Below are 18569 nucleotides of genomic sequence, written 5' to 3' on the forward strand. Positions count from 1 at the left end.
AATTTAACAAAAAATTAATGTTTAATTTTCAGTTTTCTTAAAAAAAATTTAAATAAATGCGCATTTCGTAATATCTTTGAAGTCAAATCAATAAGAGGTCCAACAGTTTTTCTTGTTCACCAACCTTTTGATTAATCCTAAAATATCTTATTTTGCCATTTGATGGTCTTAAGGACTTTTACCCATCCATGACCAACAATGTTATAATTACAACATTTACTCTATCATGCCAATGGTTAAGAAATTTATAGACGAAGAGTCTGGAAAAGTAATCGAACGTTCTGTCATGAATGCTATTACAATCGATTGCGTTATTTTCGGTTTCGACAAAGGGAGCCTGAAAGTATTATTAGTAGAGCACGCCGAAGGTATCAGCAAAGGAAAGTGGGCCCTTCCCGGTGGATGGATCAAGGAAGAAGAAAGCATTGACAACGCAGCCCATAGATTGCTTAGAGAGCTGACTGGCCTAGACAACATCTACCTTGAACAGCTAAAAGCTTTTGGTGACCCCGACCGTTTCCCGTTGGGACGCGTTATCACCATAGGCTATTATGCCCTTATTAAAATTGAAGATTACAACATTACGGCTGGTTTTACAGCTTCGGATGCTAAGTGGTATGATGTCGCTGATATCCCTGAACTGATTTACGACCACAACAAAATCATCAATTTCAGCCTTAAACAGTTACGAAACAGAGTCAAGCAAGCCCCCATTGGATTCAACCTATTGCCTGAAAAATTCACCCTTCTACAACTCATGCAACTTTACGAGCAAATTTTAGGGATTGAAATGGACAAATCGAATTTTAGAAGAAAAGTCTTAAGGATGAAACTCCTGGAAGCTTTGGACGAAAAACAGCAAGACGTGTCGCATAGAGCTGCCAAACTATACCGTTTTGACCATGCCATCTACAAAAAACTCACAGAAAAAGGCTTCAATTTTGAGTTCTAAAGAATTGTGACCAAAAAAAAGAGCCTGAACTAATATTCAGGCCCTAATTCACAAAAATCAACTCAAACAAAATTATTCATTTACTGTGCCGTCCAGCCACCATCCAAAGTAAAGGACGAGCCGGTAATGGTTTTTGAAGATTCTTTTGCCAACAATAAAGCCATATCCGCAATGGCCTCTACCGGAACAAAATCTTTTACCGCTTGCTTTTTTAGCATGACTTTGGTCACTACCTCGTCCGGGGTCATATTATGAGCTTTGGCTTGATCTTCTATTTGACCTTCAACCAAAGGCGTTTTCACATACCCAGGACAAATGGCATTCACCGTAATATTACATCCGGCGCCTTCCAATGCCAACACTTTGGTCATCCCAATCACGCCATGCTTGGAAGCCACATAGGCCACTTTAAATTCAGACGCCCTGAGACCATGCACAGAAGACACATTAATGATTCTTCCAAATTTCTGCGCCTTCATATACCCCCAAGCTTCCTTGCTGGCAAAAAAAGCAGCATTAAGATTAATAGCTATAATATTCAAATATTTTTGATCAGGAAATTCTTCTATGGGCGACACAAATTGAATCCCTGCATTGTTCACCAACACATGAATAGTCCCGAAATACGCCACAGCATCCCGAACCAATTGTTTCACCTCATCCGCTTCCAATAAATTTGCATTGGAAAAGGAAGTCTTCACATTAAATTCCTCAGCAACTCCTTTAGCAATCTCTGCTCCATTAGCTTCTAAACCATGAAACATTATATGATATCCATTGGCTGCAAATTGTCTCGCAATCCCAAGCCCGATACCACTGGTACTTCCAGTTACCAACGCCACTTTATCCATGTTTCAAAAATTTATAAAGTTCATAATTAAATGCCCCCGCTTGATCCATAACCACCCCATGTCTTGAATCTTTGATCACAACCAATTCCGCATTTGGAAGCTCTTTGACAAAGGCCTTTTTAAAATCAACAGGCGTATAATCCATATCTGAAGCCATCACCAAAGTCTTAGCTTTAATTTTGTGGATTCTATCTCCCAATCCCCATTTCATCAAGGTTACAAAAGACTGGTAATAGGCATTCAAATCGTTTTGTTTGCAACGCTTTTCAAAGGCCTTTCGCATGTCTTCCTGACCTTCTTCAGGAAACATATTGAAAGCAATTTGTTCCGCTAAAGGACCAATCCCAAATTCATTTAAGGATTTGGTTCGTTCAGCAACCATTTGATCGCCTATTTCCCCCATGGCATTAAAATCTGGACCACTATTTACAATCACCAATTTGTCCACCATTTTGGGATACTGGTATGCGAACTGAAAGGCTACCGCCCCTCCCATGGAAAACCCAACAATTGTAAGCTTCTCAATATTTAGTTGCTCCAGGAATTGCCTAATATCCTCGGTCATGAACTCCACCCCATAACCTTCTTTTGGTTTCGAAGTTTCCCCATGTCCTCTAAGATCAACCGTGATCACTTTAAATTCCTTTGAAAAGACTGGGACTTGTGCATCCCAGTCTTGTTTTGTTGAACCTAAACCATGGAGTAACAAAAGCACTTCACCTTCTCCCGACACCTTATAGCTTAGGTCGATATTATTTACTCTCAAAAAAGGCATTTGCAGTGGATTAGTTAGTAGCCGATTTTTTCTTGAAGAAATTCACTTGATATTTCAACTCCACAGAGAACAAAGTCTCTATTACAGGAGAGGCCACGAACTCACGAACCTCAGCATTGAACAAGTTGGTTACACTAGCAGCAACAGATAACTCATCAGTGATGTAATACCCTACATTGGCATCTACTGTAAATCCACCTAGAGGACCATAGTTCCAAGACCTTCCATTTCTGGCATTCTCAATAACATCATCCACACCATCCCCATTCAAATCTTGGGTTTCTGCTGCCGTATAAATTCCTGAGAAGAAATCGTAATCCTGCACCCACCTTCCAAAAATGGATCCATAGAATTTGTTTTTAGAATAATGCAATCCTAGAGCCAACTTGTTTGCCGGTGTGTTCACAGGCAATTCAGATTCCAAAACTTGTCCATCCAAGTTACCATCGTTGGCAGGATCGTTTTTATCCAAATCCCTTCCGAAGTAAGAATAATTAAGCGTTGCTCTAAACGCATCTGAGAAGTAATAATTCAAGCCAACATCAAATCCATAAGTATCCACCTTACCAAAGTTTTGATAGGTTAAAACTACCGCACCATTAGATCCAGGCACCACTTCATCGATTGGCTTATCACCCACATGCGTTACCACAACACCATTGGCTGCATCCGTAATCATTCTAAGTGGACTGATGAAATTTTCTGATTGGTTATAATAGGCATTGGCATCGATAAACAATTTATTGGCAATTTTTCCTTTGTACCCAATTTCATAAGTGTTGATAGACTCCACATCCAAAGGAGATACTTTGTTTCCATCAGACAAGGTAAACCCTTCTCCGTTACCCAATACCAAACCTCCAAAAAGGTTTCCTTTTAAGTTCAAAATAGACGGCACAGCAATTCCTTTTCCATAAGTCACCCTAAGCTGTCCTTCTCCAAGCGCTTTAGTAATAGCAGCCTTTGGTATAAAATTGGAACCATATAAATCATGCTTATCCAATCTAGCTCCAAGAAGAAATCCCCATCCAGAATCAGGCAAACTGTACTCCGTTTGCGCATAAAAACCTGTCTGTCCAATATCAATTCCTCCTTCATCCAAAAGGTATGTCCCTTTAGAATCGGCCATATCCAATTGGTACTGCGCACCAACCGTTAAATCAAAATTCCCCCAGCTATTGTTGTACTGCAATTCCGAATTGAAACGTTGGGAAGCATCCTTAAACACAGCACCTCTCGGCAATACAATACCAGTATCCGGCCCTGTTGGAAACCATTGCTCCGTATACGATCTTGCCAAAGCCTCTTCTTCAGAAAATCCATTATTTATGAAGGACACATAGTTTTGTGTTCTTTGGTTAATAGCATACGTATCGTCAGTATTACTCCAAGTATAGTTTACGTTGGCAAAGAAATGCTTGGAAATATATTTTAACTGAGCCACGTCAATGCTCCAATCCTTAATTTGGTTTCTTCCAGCGTTTGTAACCGCTAAATTATTGTTGTTACTGTGACCATAATACCCAATAAGCTCTGAACTAGACGTAGGTCTGAAATATAAACCTGCCCCATATTTCTGAGTATCGAAATCTCTATCCAATTCCAATTCCTTGTAAGCAGTTGTTCCCACATACACACTATCCACATATTCAAAATCCTCTCCTTGAGATCTTTCAAAATGGAACTTGAAAGCAAACTTATCACTAACCACTTGCGCATGGCGAGCACGGGCTGTGAATACATTTTGGTTTCCACCTCCCAAGGCCAAAGTTGTCCCTTCTGAAGTAAACGGATTTTTAGTTCTTGTACTAATCAAACCATTGTGGGCATTAGGCCCGTAAAGGGTTCCGTTAGGTCCCAACAAAATTTCAACTTGCTCGATATCATCTGTAGTTACCGTAGCGAATGTTCCTAATGGTAAACCAGTAGCAATCAAGGTGGATAATCTATCATCCGTCACCTGAAGGTTTTTAGAATTAAAGGCTGAGTTGAATCCTCTAATGTTGATTCCTGTTCCCAAAACCCCAGTTCTTACAAAATCAACCCCTTTTTCACGAGCAGCCAATTCTCCAACATTAAAACCTACATGTTCCTTAATGTCTTTGGAAGTTATCACGTTAACCGTCGCCGGCACATCTGTCATTTTTTGAGGTTTTTTGTTGGCCGTCACCACCACTTGCGAAAGCATACTTGTAGACTCCGCTAAAACCACATTCACCTCAACCGTTTGTCCCGCCTCTACCGAGACTGATTTGGTAATTGTTTCGTATCCCAAATAAGAGAATACAACATTGTAAGTGCCCGCTGGAACATTTTCTATAATGTATGCTCCATCAAAGCCAGAAACCACTCCTTTGTTCAAACTTTCAATAAGAACCGTTGCACCAGAAACCGGCACATTGTTCTCATCGAGAGTCAATCCTTTAATACTTCCAGAATCTTGAGCGGAAGCATAAAAAGAAAGTAACAAAGTGATAAGCGCAAAAAATTTCTTCATTGTTTTCATAAATAGTTAATTAGATTACCGCAATCTATCATGAAAATAATTTAATGGCCTATCTGGATTTTTAGCATTTTGCTGCGACTTTTAAACCTCAAAATTTCCCGAAAGCACAAAAACAGTTAATTTACCTTAAATAAACCAACTACAATTGCATGTGTGACTTTAGGTATAAAAAAGCTTCAGGAAGGTTATTTGACAGCTTATCGATAACTTGGGTCATCAACAATTTTTGGTTATCGGTCGCTTCAATTCCTTGAATTGGCTCCTTAATTTCCTCCAATAACTTACTGGAATTAATCTCTCCCTCCATATAACGAGACAAGGAAATACTCCACGAAATATTAGGCACATAATTGCTCTTCCGTTTGCGTTCAATTTCCCGTTCCTTCAAATTGAACTTCTTGGTAAGTTTTAAAACCTCTGCATACTTTTCCTGAATGACCAACACATTAATATAGGACGTGAAGAAATGATGCCATCTATGGTTGAACACTTCCGTTTTATTATGTTTTAAAAACAGTCTAGCCAAAGTTTCGGCATCATGGTATTTATGGAGATCTGTCAACACCCTAACTTTATAGGACACATAACTGTTTTTCTGGTGGTTGTTATGAGTTGTATCAAACAATGGCTTGTACTCTTCTAGCAAAGAAAAAGCAAGTTGAGTTTTCTTATTCCTCAACGTAATAGCGACAAGGTTATTGAGATACATTAGGGTATCGTCGTTATACTGACGGATTGATAAAAACCCATAATATTCAGCCTTCTGAAGCTCATTGTCCTTAGAATGCATCAGCACCCTATTGGCGTAGTAATTGGAAAGTAAACGACGGGAATACATTTCACCCTGACTAAAAAACACATCAATTTCATCAAACAGAGATCTCAGTTTCAGCTTTTCATTATAATTGGTGTACATAAAAGTGAGCAATACAAAAGCCTGATACCTATTTTTCCCATCAACGGTGTTAGACCTAAACACTTCCAACAACCAATCTTCCCAATATTTGGTTTCTTTATTATTTAAGGTGTATTGACTGGTGATTTCCTCGGTAGCATTATAAAGTTTCTCATGGATTTGAATAGCCCTTTCATAATGCTCCCTGTAGGCCTGAAGAAAATCGGCTACTATTTTATGGTCTCGGTATCGCATCCTTATAAGAAGGTAGGACTGATACTCCTTTACCAACTCAAATAAATTCTGAAAGTAATAATCGATATGCTTGTAATGATGCAGGAAATGCAGGAACTCTTTTTCATCCTCATAACTTATGGCATCGGTAAGAATCAATTGGCGCAACCGAAGCAACCACACAATGTTTTTATCGACATCTATAGCCTCCAGCTTTTTGTCTACCCAATTTTTTATATAGGTATACTTTCGCTTGTCAATAGCAACATCAAAGTCTACAAAACCTGTTTCTAAAACAGCATTATCGATAATTCGGGTAAGGATTTGCATTTTTTCGTCATCTTGAATTTGATGACTTAACGAAGCCAAATATTTGGCTTCATTGGGCAAGATACTTTTACTAAATTCTGTAAACTTTTTAAGTTTAACCTTCATTCTTTAGGGCGTGTCTACAAGCTGCGAAATATAAGCATTCACTTCCATTGGCTTTTCAAATTGCACAAAATGCCCACTCTCATTTATCATTTTCACCTCAGCCTGTTTCAGTTCCTCTTGAGCCGTTTGCGCTACAGCTTGTGTGGTTAATTGAGGATGAAGATAGCCATTTGGAATCAATTTATCGTTATTGCCAAAAATAACCAACACGGGTTGCTCAATCCTTTTCAAATCCTCAAACACAGGATCATCCAACATCCCCCAAACACTGCTTACAATCGCTTTACAGTGCATATCAAAATCGGCCGCATCCCTAATACGCTTTCTATCCGCTATCATTTTATCCACCTCTTTTGGTTGCTGAAAAAAGTTGAGCGCATAGTTTCTTTCTATTTGAGCATCGGTGGTTCCTTTTACCACCGCTTCGGTCATTGCACCTTTCATAAGATTGGCCTCCGCTTCGGAAAAGCGTTCAATTCCCGCCGGTGCCACAAGTACTAATTTTGAAATAGCTTCAGGATGATTTACCGCCAATTTTACACTGGCCTGACCTCCCATGGAATGTCCCACCAAAATCACATTTTTAAGCTTTAGCTCAAGGATAAATTGATGCACCACATCCGCAAAAAAAGTAGAGGTATATTGGGTTTCAACAATGGAAGATTTCCCAAAACCAGGCAAATCCAAAGCAATGCAAGTGTACTTATCTTTAAGCTCCTGAATATTTTTAGACCAAGCATCGGCATTACTGCTCAAGCCATGAACAAACAACAACGTTTGTTCATGATTCCCCTCCTTTACATAGGCCACTTCCAAACTATCCAAAGTAACGTAATGCGTTTTATATTCATAATCTGAAAGCAGCTCCTTCATACTAAGCGCTTTGTTTTGAGAAATTCCTACCATAGACAACAGACAAAAAACAGACAAAAAAAGGAACGATTTCATCACTATAATATTAACGTATTAAAATACTTGTTGAGCTTTTTACGAGACACCTTGCTTAAACTGGTAAGCGGAATTTCATCCAAAACAAAGATGTATTTAGGCTGCTTAAAATCGGCTATATTCTCTTTTAAATACGCCCGAAGCACTTCACTGGTCACTGCCTTATCCTTACTTTCCACAAAAGCGATTCCACAGGCACCCCAACGCTCACATTTGACACTGAAAACTGAAGCTTTGGTAACTCCTTGATAATTTTCCAACAACAATTCTATTTCCTGGGGATAGATATTTTCCCCTCCCGAAATATACATATCGTCTATGCGCCCTTTTAGATACAGAAAGCCTTCCTCATCCTTTAAAGCCAAATCTCCCGTATGCAACCAACCATCAACAATCTTACTCTTAGTGACCACGGAATTGTTCCAATATCCAGGAGTAACAATATCCCCCTTAATACACAACTCCCCAATTTCACCAACACCCAAAGGCTCATCATTTTCATTCACGATTTTTAAATCCAAATAGAAATTTGATTTCCCAATGGAATTCGGTTTTAAAAGAGCCATATCATGATGCAGCGATGTAATGCTCGGCCCTGCTTCCGTCAGGCCATAGCCTGGGCGGATATAGATATCCTTTTCTTTTTTCCAAAAGGACACCAATTCTGCATTTACCTTTTCACCCCCGGAAATAATATATCGTAGCTTCTTTAAATTTACCCGTTTGAAAACTTCCGTCTTTTGCATCATCAAGAGCATTGTGGGTAATGCCATGAACAAGGTTGTTTTTTCAAGCTCCAATAAACAGAGTGCTTTTTGGGCGTCAAATTTTTCCATCATTCCAATGTGGCCACCTTTATGCAAGAGCGGTGTAATGAACACATTCCATCCAGAAGTATGATAGGGCGGTAAGGTATTAATTGTTGAATCCCTATAAGTGATCCCCAATTGCATGGAGGTATTTAAGCTGTTCCAGAACAACATTTTATTGGTATAAATGACCCCCTTTGACAATCCAGTTGTACCTGACGTATAAAAAATAAACAAGGGATTGTCTTCTTTAATATCGTAATCCCGTTCAGCAACAGAAACCTCTTCTTTATAAGCCTCGATGACACGTTCCATGTTCACGGTTTCAATGCCTTCCAAAGTGAGTTCGTTTAACTGAGAACGCAATGTTTCACTAAAAATCAAAATTCTTGGATTGCAATCCTTTACCAGTTTATCCAATTCCCTGGATGCCATTCTATAATTAAGTGGCACTAGAATTAGCCCCATTCGCTGACACGCCGCAAACAACACAATGTAAGCTACATTATGCTCCGCAATCACCGCAATTCTGTCTCCTTCCCGATACCCGGCCTCATGAAATTTCTCAATCAACCTATTGGCATAAATATGCACATCTTTATAGGTATACTTTTCATTGGAGGCATAAGAAGTCAATGCCACTTTATAAGGCGTATAATCAGCCCATTTTGCTATCCAGTCCAATACATTCATACCAAGACAGGTTTTCTATTCAACTTATATAAAACATATCCCACTATCAAGGATACCACAATAGCTATTGCAGCCGATACCCCAGGGTTATTTACAGGCTCCTGCATATATGGCGTTAAACGTCCATAATAAATTCCAAAATGCACTACAATGGCCGTAACACTAGCAATAAACACAGCACTCACTGGCACTTCTTTTAAGAAAATTCCAAAAAGCACCGGAACAAAGGCTGCCGCAAAATAGGCATACACCCCATTTTGCGCGAATATGGCAACACTCACGTTGGGAGACTTGATTTGCTGCCAACTCAACACAAAACTTACACTGGCTAATATCAATATTACAATTTTATTGATCATAAATGAATTGTTAGTCACCTTACCTTTGAAAATAGGCTCCAAAATATCAGAAGTCACCGTTATGGAAAGTGACTGAATCAAACTCTCTAAGGTTGACAATCCTGCTGAAATCAGTCCCACCACGATTACCATACCCACTCCTACCGAAAACTTCGTAACGACATAAGTTGGAATGATCTCGTCCATTTTCAAAGTCTTCCCCATTACTGTCAACTCAGGAAAGGTTAAGCGCGCATACAGTCCAACTACTACCACCATAAAAAATACCACCATGACCGCAATGGCACTAAACAGATACGAATTCACTTTGGTTTGATCTTTGAGCAGCAAAGATTTCGTTATGATATGAGGCTGACACACAATAGCTATTCCAATTACAATTTGAACTACAACGATTTCGAAATAATCGCGAAATAAAAAACTTTGGCTGTTTGTGGCCTTAGACAGATTAGGATCTATATTGGAAAGGTCATTCAGTATTCCAGTTACACCCCCTTCAAAATATTCGCGACCAGAAGTAATCATTATGATGGCCACAACAAACATGATGACTGCTTGAATGGTGTTGGTATACACCATGGAATTGGCGCCTCCAAACATCATATACCCAAACACAAATACCGTAATCCCCAATAGCACATAAAAAGGCTCTACATTCAAGGATTTTGAAATTACCTGAGTCACCCCAACATTAATGAGCACAATAAAAGTTATGAGCAGCATGGCGGTAACCGCAAAAAAGAACGCATAGTTTTTGCTCTCATAACGTCTTCCTATCCATTGCGCCATAGTGGTCGCCTTTACCACGTTGCCATGTTTGGCAAAACCTTTGGTAAACATAATCAAAGAACCAAAAATGGCAATGGGCATGACAACCGCAAACGAAATCACCCCTGAAACCCCATACAAGGCTATAAAACCAGGATTGATAATAAAGGTGGCTGCACTGGTCATGGAAGCCGCTAAGGACAACCCCACCACCCAAGGAGAGAAACCTATATTTCCAACCGCATAATCGGCGATGCTATTTGCTTTTTTAGCGCCACGGATTACAAAAAAAAGGATTACAAAAGCATAACACGCCAAAAGAATCCACATATAGGTTACCCAATCATCGGTTGCTACCATAAGTTACATTTAAGGTTTTCACAAATAAAAAAAATAATCCCTGAAGGCAAACACAATATCCCAATGCAAACGCTACGACTTTTACAAAAATTATCAACAAAACAACTAAATCACCACTAATAACAACAACTTATCAATGTGCGACTATAAAAAAAGCGCAGTAATTAATTACTGCGCTTTTCCATATTTAAACATTAACGCTTTCTAGTTTTGATGATCTTCCTTTACATCTTGATCCCGATACCTGCAACAGGCATGCACACTATTATACGCTTCCTCTGTTGCTGTCATCTCTTTAGTATCATGCCCTACGGCCACGATATTTTTTTGAATGCTATCCAAATTGGTTTTACGCTCATTGTAAATCAGCTTTAGCTCATGGGTATCAACATTCCACACTGCGGACTTCACCCCTTTCGTTTGTATGCACGCCTTTTCAATTCGCTCCTTACACATCATACAAACACCATCTACCTCTAAAGAAGCTTTTGCATTTTTATTTTGGCCTATGGCAGTAATTCCCACCAAAAACATTAGGCCCATTATTAATTTTTTCATCTTTCTACAAGTTATTTTTTTCATTAATTATTGAATTCTAAATCGCAACCCAACATAATACATACTTCCAAAAATTGGACCATACACATAAGTTGAATCAAAATAAGGCCCAAATGGATCATCGGCCGCCAAGATAGGATTATCCTGCCTTACATTAGTGATATTTTCACCTCCTAAATATACTTCAAATTTTGGAGAAAACACTTTTGTCACTTGGGCATTCAAGGTACCTACGGTAGGCGTGTAATCGGATAATTGATAAGTAACTGGGTTACTACCTGTTGAAGCAAATCGTTGTTCTCCCAACCAATTATAGGTCGCATCAAATTTCCATTGCCCTCCATTGTCTTTCATGTGGGTTTCATAACTGGCATTTGCAAACAAACGGTGCTTTGGAGTTAACGGCTTCTCTTTTTTACCAGTTTGATATTGGGTCTTTACATCATAATATTTATAAGCAAAGCGCACATCCGTATGCTCAAACAAATTATAGTTCAATTCAGCTTGAAAACTATTGGCATAACTGTCCCCATCCAAATTACTAAAGGTTACTATCTGCGGGTTTTCAAAATCCACCACTACTTGATTCTGGAAATCGGTGCGATAAAAGTCCAAGGTCACATCTGCTTTTCTACCAAACAAATTAAATCCTTGGAGATAGGACACTCCATAATTCCACGCAATTTCAGGATCCAAACCATAAATATGCCCTACTGAATTGAGGATTTGGATTTGTCTAGAAGAGGCAAAAAGACTTTGGTTCTCAGCAAAAATGTTGGCCGAACGCTTCCCTCTTCCAAAAGAAGCTCTAAACGCCGATTTCTCCCAAGGCGTATAGCGAACATGCACTCTAGGCGTCATAAAAAGGCCCAAGCGATTATGCTGATCCACACGTAAACCCGCAGTAAGATTCAGCTTTTCCAGATTGTCAAAATTGTATTCAAAAAAGGCCCCAACCGAATTATCAATTCTCGCATAATTTGTAGCCTCTACCAATTCATCAAAATGATCATACGTAAAGCTTACTCCTGTCTTTATTTTATGTCGTGAATCCCCTATGATCGAATTATAAATAAGGTTGGAATAAATGCTGCTTTGCTCAATATCATAAACCCGAGTTCCGAAATAAGAATCTTGCTGATGATTGCTCACCGCAAATTGCAAACCTAAACTTTGCCAAGGTAATTCTGGATTTACATAACCCAACTTCCCTGAAAAGTCAAAGCGTCTTGTATCTATCTCACTACCCCAGGCATTGGTAGTCAACTTATCGGTTTCTGGATCAAAGTCCAACTGACCAGTTTGCTTCTGGTCATCCAAATATCTAAAGTTAAAAAAGCTCACAATCCCCTTTTCTGCATCTGTATACTGCCAACGGTTCATGACATTGATCTGTTTGTACAAAGGCATATCCAAAAACCCATCGTTATTGACATCGTGCTTTTTGTTATGGCTATTCCCGTGCAGATACAGACCTGTACTCCATTTATCACTGAGCTTCGTATTGAAATGCGTATTCAATTCCACACGTTCACTACTAGCACCGTATAGGTTTACAAATAGTTTGTCATCTTTTGTAGGCTTTTGCAATTCGGCATTGATTTGTCCTGCAATACTTTCATGGCCATTCACCACACTTCCGGCTCCTTTGGTGATTTGAATACTTTCCACCCAAGTACCTGGCGTAAAACTCAAGCCATAAGCTTGGGACGCTCCTCTTACCGTTGGAATATTTTCCATCGCAATTAAAATATAAGGACTGGTCAATCCCAACATTTTAATTTGACGTGTTCCCGAAATGGCATCGGCAAAATTCACATCGATGGAAGGATTGGTTTCAAAACTCTCAGAGAGGTTACAACAGGCCGCTTTCAGCAATTCATCGCTGCTCACCACCATGGTATTTTGAGCCTGCAAATAAGATTTTGAAGTCGCCTGCTTTCTAGACGTTACCGTTACCTGATCCAATTCACTTGTAGGCTGTAGCCAATGGTGAATCATTCTGGGCTCAGTAACAGTTAAGGTATCTGTTTTATACCCAACATAGCTTATCACTAATTGGGTATATTTCTTTTCATAGGGAACCGTAAAGACTCCATCAATATCCGTAACAGCTCCAACGGAGGTGTTAAGCCAATACACATTGGCACCCGCCAAAGGGATATGTTTATTTTCATTATTTGCTTCCATGACCATTCCTTTAATCTCTTGTTGAGAAAAAGCGAATACCGGAAACATCAATATATATATAAGGTATTTCATGATGATATCAATTGATTATGTTGCCTCAAGATGAAGCATTAAAAAATAAATTCCATGCGCTATTGCGCTAGTAATCCAAAATCAAATGATAAATACCTGATTGAGCACCTGCATGTCTGCAATCAAGCTTGGGGGAGTGTAATATTCATGGGGAACATTCGCCTTGGTTTCCCCTTGAAAAAGATTTATGTAACTATAAACGAAACTGGACAAAAAGACCTTTTGCCCAAAATCGAGTTTATCAAAATCGGAAGTATTTAGATTGTCCTGTCCTTGCACCACTTCTACTTCATCCTTACAGCAGGACTTTTTTTCTACCAAAGCCTGAGTATGGTCTTTCATTTCCATTCCACATTTTTCAACTTCGGTAAACACAGCTACATCAATAAGATTATCGCCACAATAATGCTTTACAACCGTTAAGGAAATGGTTGACAACAACACCAAAATGGCCATTGCTACAGAAAACACTTTATGTAACTGTTCCTTTTTCACAGCACAAATGTATTAAAATTAGTACAGAAACCCATCACTTTAAAATAGACTTAACATTTATCGTTTTAACCGTTGGTAATAAAATGCAGGCAACAGCAACAATAAACCTATAGGTTGAATTAAAAACCTTCGAATATTGAAAAACAGATAATATTGTGACTGTTTTGGAGATAAGACAAAATATAGAAATAAGCCAATTAAAATCACATACGCAATAGCATACATTACTGCCGAAAACTTTACAATACTCCAATCTTTAAATGCCACATAAAGAATCCCCAAAGAAATTATGCTATTCAACACATAACGCAAAGTTGTAGACAGCGTCAGTTTAAAAACTTCCTGTCTAGGATTGTCCATATATAGGTAATCGTTTTTGAAAAATTCCAGATAAGGATCGTAGAAGATTTCATTTTCAAAAAAACGAATCAAGACCAAAAGTCCTATCAAAATAGCTATCAGGATGTATTTAGTTACTTTCTTCATCTTCCTTTTTTGAAACTGACACGCGATTCACCCATATAATCCACAGCAAAAACAACATCCCGTAAATAATTAAGGGAAATACCACCGAATGTAACACTTCCTGGCTTTCGGGATAATGATATAAGCCCACAGCCAAAAGGGCAATCCTTATAACATTCACGGCATAAATCAAGATGCTCCCCACCAACAAATAAATAATGGTAGGTTTTAACCGTCCTGCAAACGCCACTATAAATGACACAAACAAAATGATAACACTTATAGCATTGCACCCTTCAACGATTCGTGCCAAGAACACATCATTAACAATCATTTTCATTGAGGGTTCATTTGGATGGGGCTCAATCCTCGCATTGTAACCAAAATTTTCTACCACTTCCCTACTTTGTCTTGCTACCAAATTGGTGATATAATCTGGGTAATAGCTATCCCCTGAACTATATTGCAAGTACATTCTATAACCAATTACTAGCACCGCGTACACCGCTAAAAACGTGACAATAAACTTGACAACGTCTTTGTATTTCAGCAATAATTCCTTCACTAATCCCTAAAAATTGAATTGTTAAATTTATACAAATTGAAGTTTTGGTATAACCGCTTTTAAATACTTTTACAAAAACTTTTAAACATTATGAATTTCAACCAGCTTATTCCGCAAGTAGACAGTATTATCCAAGGATCTTCAAGTGTAGACGAAAAACTATTGACTATCTGCTCCCTTTTGGAAGCCAATGTTGAATACTACAACTGGGTGGGATTCTATTTTAGAAACGGTGATAAGGAAGAGTTGAAATTAGGACCTTATGTGGGAGCGCCAACAGACCACACTATTATTCCCTTTGGAAAAGGAATTTGCGGGCAAGTAGCCGTGAGCAATCAAAACTTTGTGGTTCCAGATGTTTCAGCACAGGACAATTATATTGCTTGTAGCATTACGGTGAAGGCCGAAATTGTGATTCCTATTTTTGTAAATGGTGAAAACATTGGACAGCTAGATATCGACTCCAACACACCAGATCCATTTACCGAAGCAGACGAACGCTTTTTGGAGTACGTATGCGCTCAGGTTTCCAAAATTCTTTCCTAGAAAGAAAACTACATTCCAGTTCTAATAGCTTCCACCGGATTCAATTTTGAAGCCGAAATAGCAGGTATCACTCCAGATATCAATCCAATTGCTGTAGAAAGAGAGAAGCCTAACATCATATTTGGAATGGATAGAATAAACTTGAAATCTCCCGTAAATTGCGAAGCTATAATTGAGGTTATCCATACCAACACCAAACCTACCAAGCCACCAAAGACTGCCAAAATAACGGCTTCAAACAAAAACTGCAACAAGATGAATCGGTTTTTGGCACCCAGTGATTTTTGAATCCCGATAAGATGCGTGCGCTCCTTAACGCTTACAAACATGATATTGGCAATTCCAAAGCCACCAACCAAAAGTGAAAACCCACTAATGACCCATCCCATAATATTCATGGTCCCCAAAATATTGTCGATCATGTTGGTCATTCCCGATAATTTATTGATAAAAAAGTCATCGGGTTGGTCGGCCTTAAGCCCTCTATAATTTCTAAACTTTTGTTTCAACACCTGTTCAAATGCTCCTAAATCCACTCCTTTTTCAGGCTTTACAATAACGGCCCCAGGAATACCATCAACGCCTCCCGTTTGAAAACGCCTTACAAAATTTACAGGCACCCATGCTTTTTCATCTGGAGAGTCCCCGATACCGGACCCAATTTTTTTCAACACACCTATGACGGTCAGTTTTCTCCCATAGGCACGAATCTGCTTACCAATAGGGTTTAGATTCCCAAACAAACTTTCAGACAAATCATGCCCCAACACAATTACTGGCGACCCAGTAACTGATTCTGATTCGGTATAAAAACGTCCCTGCTCCAGATTTAAATTCTCAATTTCATAAATTTCGTTAGTCACAGGCGTAATATTCACTCCGGAAACCGTCTCCCCCTCATAACGAATCGTTTCATTGCCACCAAAAATCACAAAAGCTGAGGCAGCAATATTAGGGACATTTCTTCTTATAAATTCATAATCATCATATCCCGTTTGTGGAAATCGCTCGCGCTGCCACCGCGGCACATCGGTAGGCCCAAAAGAAAACTTGGTAATGTACATGGTATTTTTATCCAAGCCGGAAAGGTCTTCCTGAATTTTATGATCTAGAGAATCTACCGCAGCCAAAATGGCGATGATTGAAAAAATACCAACGGTAACCCCCAACAAAGACAGGGCTGTACGGAGTTTATTGTTACGAAGCGCATTTAAGGCAAATCCAAAACTTTCTTTTAATAACCTTAGGTAAAGCAGCATTTATAGAGATGATTTTTTACTGATTTAAAGATAGGACGTTTTTAAGGTATTTGTGTTACAAAAAAACTAAAATAAACCCTTTATAATTTGGCGGCAATTTCTTTAAGAATGTGTATTTTTGCACTTTAAAAAAATTGAGGCTTTCAATTGGGATGGAAGCTAACAAAAATAACTGTCATTTCCGTAAGAAAAGGAAACTAAACAAGAACAAAATGAATACTGACAAAACTATTAAATCGGCATTGATATCCGTTTTTAGCAAGGAAGGTTTGGAACCGATCGTGAGAGAACTTCACGCCCAAAACGTAACCATTTATTCTACCGGAGGTACTGAAACTTTCATCAAAGACCTTGGGATAGATGTAGTCCCTGTTGAAGATGTGACCTCTTACCCATCGATTTTGGGAGGACGTGTAAAAACCTTACACCCTAAAGTATTTGGTGGGATTTTGAACCGTCAAAACAATGAGAGCGATGTAACCGAACTTGAAGAGTTCAACATCCCTCAAATCGATTTAGTAATTGTTGATCTGTATCCATTTGAAAAAACTGTAGCCTCGGGAGCTTCCAACCAAGACATCATCGAAAAAATTGATATCGGAGGAATTTCATTGATCCGTGCTGCAGCCAAAAATTACGCCGATGTAGTGTGTGTATCTTCTGTTGAAGACTACGCCGAATTCTTGGAATTGTTACAATCCAAAAAGGGAGAAACTTCAGAAGCCGATCGCAAGCGTTTTGCTGCCAAAGCCTTCAACGTATCGTCTCACTACGATTCTGCCATTTTCAACTACTTCAACCAAGATCTAGACATCCCAGCACTGAAAGTAAGCGAAACCAAAGGCAAAGTGTTGCGCTACGGAGAAAACCCTCACCAAAAAGGATTCTTCTATGGCGATTTTGATGCCATGTTCACCAAACTTCACGGAAAGGAATTAAGCTACAACAACCTTTTGGATGTTGATGCTGCCGTAAACTTGATGGATGAATTTAAAAATGATGCACCAACCTTCGCCATCTTAAAACATAACAACGCTTGTGGTTTGGCACAACGCGACACCCTTCACCAAGCTTATGTAGATGCCTTGGCGGGAGATCCAGTTTCTGCTTTTGGTGGTGTATTGATTTCCAACAAGGAAATTGACTTGGCGACTGCCGAAGAAATTCACCAATTGTTCTGTGAAGTAGTGATTGCTCCAGGTTTTACTGCGGAAGCCGAAGAACTTCTAAAAGGCAAAAAGAACCGTATCCTTTTGGTACAAAACGATGCCGAATTGGCCCAAACGCACGTGAGAACTTGTCTTAACGGTGTTTTAGTACAAGACCGCAACAATGTTTCGGACACTAAAGAGGGTACTGAAACCAAAACCGACAAAGCGCCAACCGATACCGAACTTGACGATTTGATCTTTGCTTCCAAAATTTGTAAGCACACCAAATCCAACACAATCGTATTGACAAAGAACAAGCAATTGTGTGCTAGCGGAACGGGACAAACTAGCCGTGTAGATGCCTTAAACCAGGCTATCCACAAAGCCCAATCTTTCAACTTCGATTTGAAAGGAGCAGTAATGGCGAGTGATGCATTTTTCCCATTCCCTGATTGTGTAGAAATTGCAGATAATGCAGGTATCACAGCTGTGATCCAGCCAGGAGGTTCCATAAAAGACCAATTGAGCATAGACTATTGCAACGAACATGGTCTAGCTATGGTATTTACAGGAACGCGCCACTTTAAGCACTAATAAAAGCTTCCACTTGGTGGAATTTATCATAAAATTGGCACTCCTGTAGGTCTCCGTACCGCATGAGTGCCTTTTATTTTTCATTTCAT

Annotated in this window: 16 protein-coding genes; 3 read left to right on the plus strand and 13 right to left on the minus strand. The window is 39.1% G+C overall.

The features are described from left to right. The first annotated feature begins 232 nt into the window (after positions 1-232). Positions 233-952: an NUDIX domain-containing protein gene (locus tag ZA05_RS01695; RefSeq protein WP_053990245.1), complete on the plus strand. Its 720-nt coding sequence runs from the start codon at positions 233-235 to the stop codon at positions 950-952. Between the two features lie 80 nt (positions 953-1032). Here ZA05_RS01695 and ZA05_RS01700 read toward each other — a convergent pair whose 3' ends face one another. The 12 genes from ZA05_RS01700 to xrtF form a co-directional block, all read right to left on the minus strand. Then, positions 1033-1803, minus strand: coding sequence for a 3-hydroxybutyrate dehydrogenase (locus tag ZA05_RS01700; protein ID WP_053990130.1), 771 nt, complete (start codon positions 1801-1803; stop codon positions 1033-1035). Beyond that, positions 1796-2578: an alpha/beta fold hydrolase gene (locus ZA05_RS01705; protein WP_053990131.1), complete on the minus strand. Its 783-nt coding sequence runs from the start codon at positions 2576-2578 to the stop codon at positions 1796-1798. The genes ZA05_RS01700 and ZA05_RS01705 overlap by 8 nt, the downstream gene beginning before the upstream one ends. A 10-nt stretch (positions 2579-2588) precedes the next feature. Next, positions 2589-5075 (minus strand): TonB-dependent receptor, encoded by a 2487-nt coding sequence (locus ZA05_RS01710; RefSeq protein WP_053990246.1) that lies wholly within the window; start codon positions 5073-5075, stop codon positions 2589-2591. A 148-nt stretch (positions 5076-5223) separates the two neighbouring features. Next, positions 5224-6648, minus strand: coding sequence for a hypothetical protein (locus ZA05_RS01715; protein ID WP_053990132.1), 1425 nt, complete (start codon positions 6646-6648; stop codon positions 5224-5226). A 3-nt stretch (positions 6649-6651) separates the two neighbouring features. Further along, positions 6652-7596: an alpha/beta fold hydrolase gene (locus ZA05_RS01720; protein WP_053990133.1), complete on the minus strand. Its 945-nt coding sequence runs from the start codon at positions 7594-7596 to the stop codon at positions 6652-6654. A 2-nt stretch (positions 7597-7598) separates the two neighbouring features. Continuing rightward, positions 7599-9098 carry a class I adenylate-forming enzyme family protein gene (locus ZA05_RS01725; protein ID WP_053990134.1) on the minus strand — a complete coding sequence of 500 codons (1500 nt, stop codon included), beginning with the start codon at positions 9096-9098 and terminating at the stop codon, positions 7599-7601. Beyond that, positions 9095-10585, minus strand: coding sequence for a sodium:solute symporter (locus ZA05_RS01730; protein ID WP_053990135.1), 1491 nt, complete (start codon positions 10583-10585; stop codon positions 9095-9097). Before ZA05_RS01730 ends, ZA05_RS01725 begins: the two co-directional genes overlap by 4 nt. A 204-nt stretch (positions 10586-10789) precedes the next feature. Continuing rightward, positions 10790-11143, minus strand: coding sequence for a heavy-metal-associated domain-containing protein (locus ZA05_RS18295; protein WP_082333653.1), 354 nt, complete (start codon positions 11141-11143; stop codon positions 10790-10792). A gap of 27 nt (positions 11144-11170) precedes the next feature. Then, positions 11171-13405, minus strand: a complete 2235-nt coding sequence (locus ZA05_RS01740; protein ID WP_053990137.1) for a TonB-dependent receptor — start codon at positions 13403-13405, stop codon at positions 11171-11173. Positions 13406-13486: 81 nt separating this feature from the next. Next, positions 13487-13900: a hypothetical protein gene (locus ZA05_RS01745; RefSeq protein WP_231632398.1), complete on the minus strand. Its 414-nt coding sequence runs from the start codon at positions 13898-13900 to the stop codon at positions 13487-13489. 57 nt (positions 13901-13957) lie between these two features. Then, positions 13958-14386, minus strand: coding sequence for an exosortase F system-associated protein (locus tag ZA05_RS01750; protein WP_053990138.1), 429 nt, complete (start codon positions 14384-14386; stop codon positions 13958-13960). Continuing rightward, on the minus strand, positions 14370-14930 hold the full coding sequence (xrtF, locus tag ZA05_RS01755; protein ID WP_053990139.1) for an exosortase family protein XrtF: 561 nt from the start codon (positions 14928-14930) through the stop codon (positions 14370-14372). The genes ZA05_RS01750 and xrtF overlap by 17 nt, the downstream gene beginning before the upstream one ends. A gap of 90 nt (positions 14931-15020) precedes the next feature. Between xrtF and ZA05_RS01760 the strand changes: the two genes are divergently transcribed. Continuing rightward, a complete protein-coding gene (locus ZA05_RS01760) occupies positions 15021-15476 on the plus strand; it encodes a GAF domain-containing protein (RefSeq protein WP_053990140.1) in 456 nt (151 codons plus the stop codon). Between the two features lie 8 nt (positions 15477-15484). Here ZA05_RS01760 and ZA05_RS01765 read toward each other — a convergent pair whose 3' ends face one another. Beyond that, positions 15485-16735, minus strand: a complete 1251-nt coding sequence (locus ZA05_RS01765; protein ID WP_053990141.1) for an ABC transporter permease — start codon at positions 16733-16735, stop codon at positions 15485-15487. Positions 16736-16947: 212 nt separating this feature from the next. On the opposite strand from ZA05_RS01765, the gene purH reads away from it, so the two are divergent. Beyond that, positions 16948-18480 (plus strand): bifunctional phosphoribosylaminoimidazolecarboxamide formyltransferase/IMP cyclohydrolase, encoded by a 1533-nt coding sequence (gene purH, locus ZA05_RS01770; protein WP_053990248.1) that lies wholly within the window; start codon positions 16948-16950, stop codon positions 18478-18480. The last annotated feature ends 89 nt before the right edge of the window (positions 18481-18569 follow it).

This window comes from Mangrovimonas sp. TPBH4 (assembly GCF_001280505.1).
Lineage (GTDB): Bacteria > Bacteroidota > Bacteroidia > Flavobacteriales > Flavobacteriaceae > Mangrovimonas_A.

Bases quoted from the DNA above. Each gene is read 5' to 3' on its own strand.
- ZA05_RS01695 (WP_053990245.1), top strand. From the start codon at position 233: ATGGTTAAGAAATTTATAGACGAAGAGTCTGGAAAAGTAATCGAACGT.
- ZA05_RS01700 (WP_053990130.1), bottom strand. From the start codon at position 1,803: ATGGATAAAGTGGCGTTGGTAACTGGAAGTACCAGTGGTATCGGGCTT.
- ZA05_RS01705 (WP_053990131.1), bottom strand. From the start codon at position 2,578: ATGCCTTTTTTGAGAGTAAATAATATCGACCTAAGCTATAAGGTGTCG.
- ZA05_RS01710 (WP_053990246.1), bottom strand. From the start codon at position 5,075: ATGAAGAAATTTTTTGCGCTTATCACTTTGTTACTTTCTTTTTATGCT.
- ZA05_RS01715 (WP_053990132.1), bottom strand. From the start codon at position 6,648: ATGAAGGTTAAACTTAAAAAGTTTACAGAATTTAGTAAAAGTATCTTG.
- ZA05_RS01720 (WP_053990133.1), bottom strand. From the start codon at position 7,596: ATGAAATCGTTCCTTTTTTTGTCTGTTTTTTGTCTGTTGTCTATGGTA.
- ZA05_RS01725 (WP_053990134.1), bottom strand. From the start codon at position 9,098: ATGAATGTATTGGACTGGATAGCAAAATGGGCTGATTATACGCCTTAT.
- ZA05_RS01730 (WP_053990135.1), bottom strand. From the start codon at position 10,585: ATGGTAGCAACCGATGATTGGGTAACCTATATGTGGATTCTTTTGGCG.
- ZA05_RS18295 (WP_082333653.1), bottom strand. From the start codon at position 11,143: ATGAAAAAATTAATAATGGGCCTAATGTTTTTGGTGGGAATTACTGCC.
- ZA05_RS01740 (WP_053990137.1), bottom strand. From the start codon at position 13,405: ATGAAATACCTTATATATATATTGATGTTTCCGGTATTCGCTTTTTCT.
- ZA05_RS01750 (WP_053990138.1), bottom strand. From the start codon at position 14,386: ATGAAGAAAGTAACTAAATACATCCTGATAGCTATTTTGATAGGACTT.
- ZA05_RS01760 (WP_053990140.1), top strand. From the start codon at position 15,021: ATGAATTTCAACCAGCTTATTCCGCAAGTAGACAGTATTATCCAAGGA.
- ZA05_RS01765 (WP_053990141.1), bottom strand. From the start codon at position 16,735: ATGCTGCTTTACCTAAGGTTATTAAAAGAAAGTTTTGGATTTGCCTTA.
- purH (WP_053990248.1), top strand. From the start codon at position 16,948: ATGAATACTGACAAAACTATTAAATCGGCATTGATATCCGTTTTTAGC.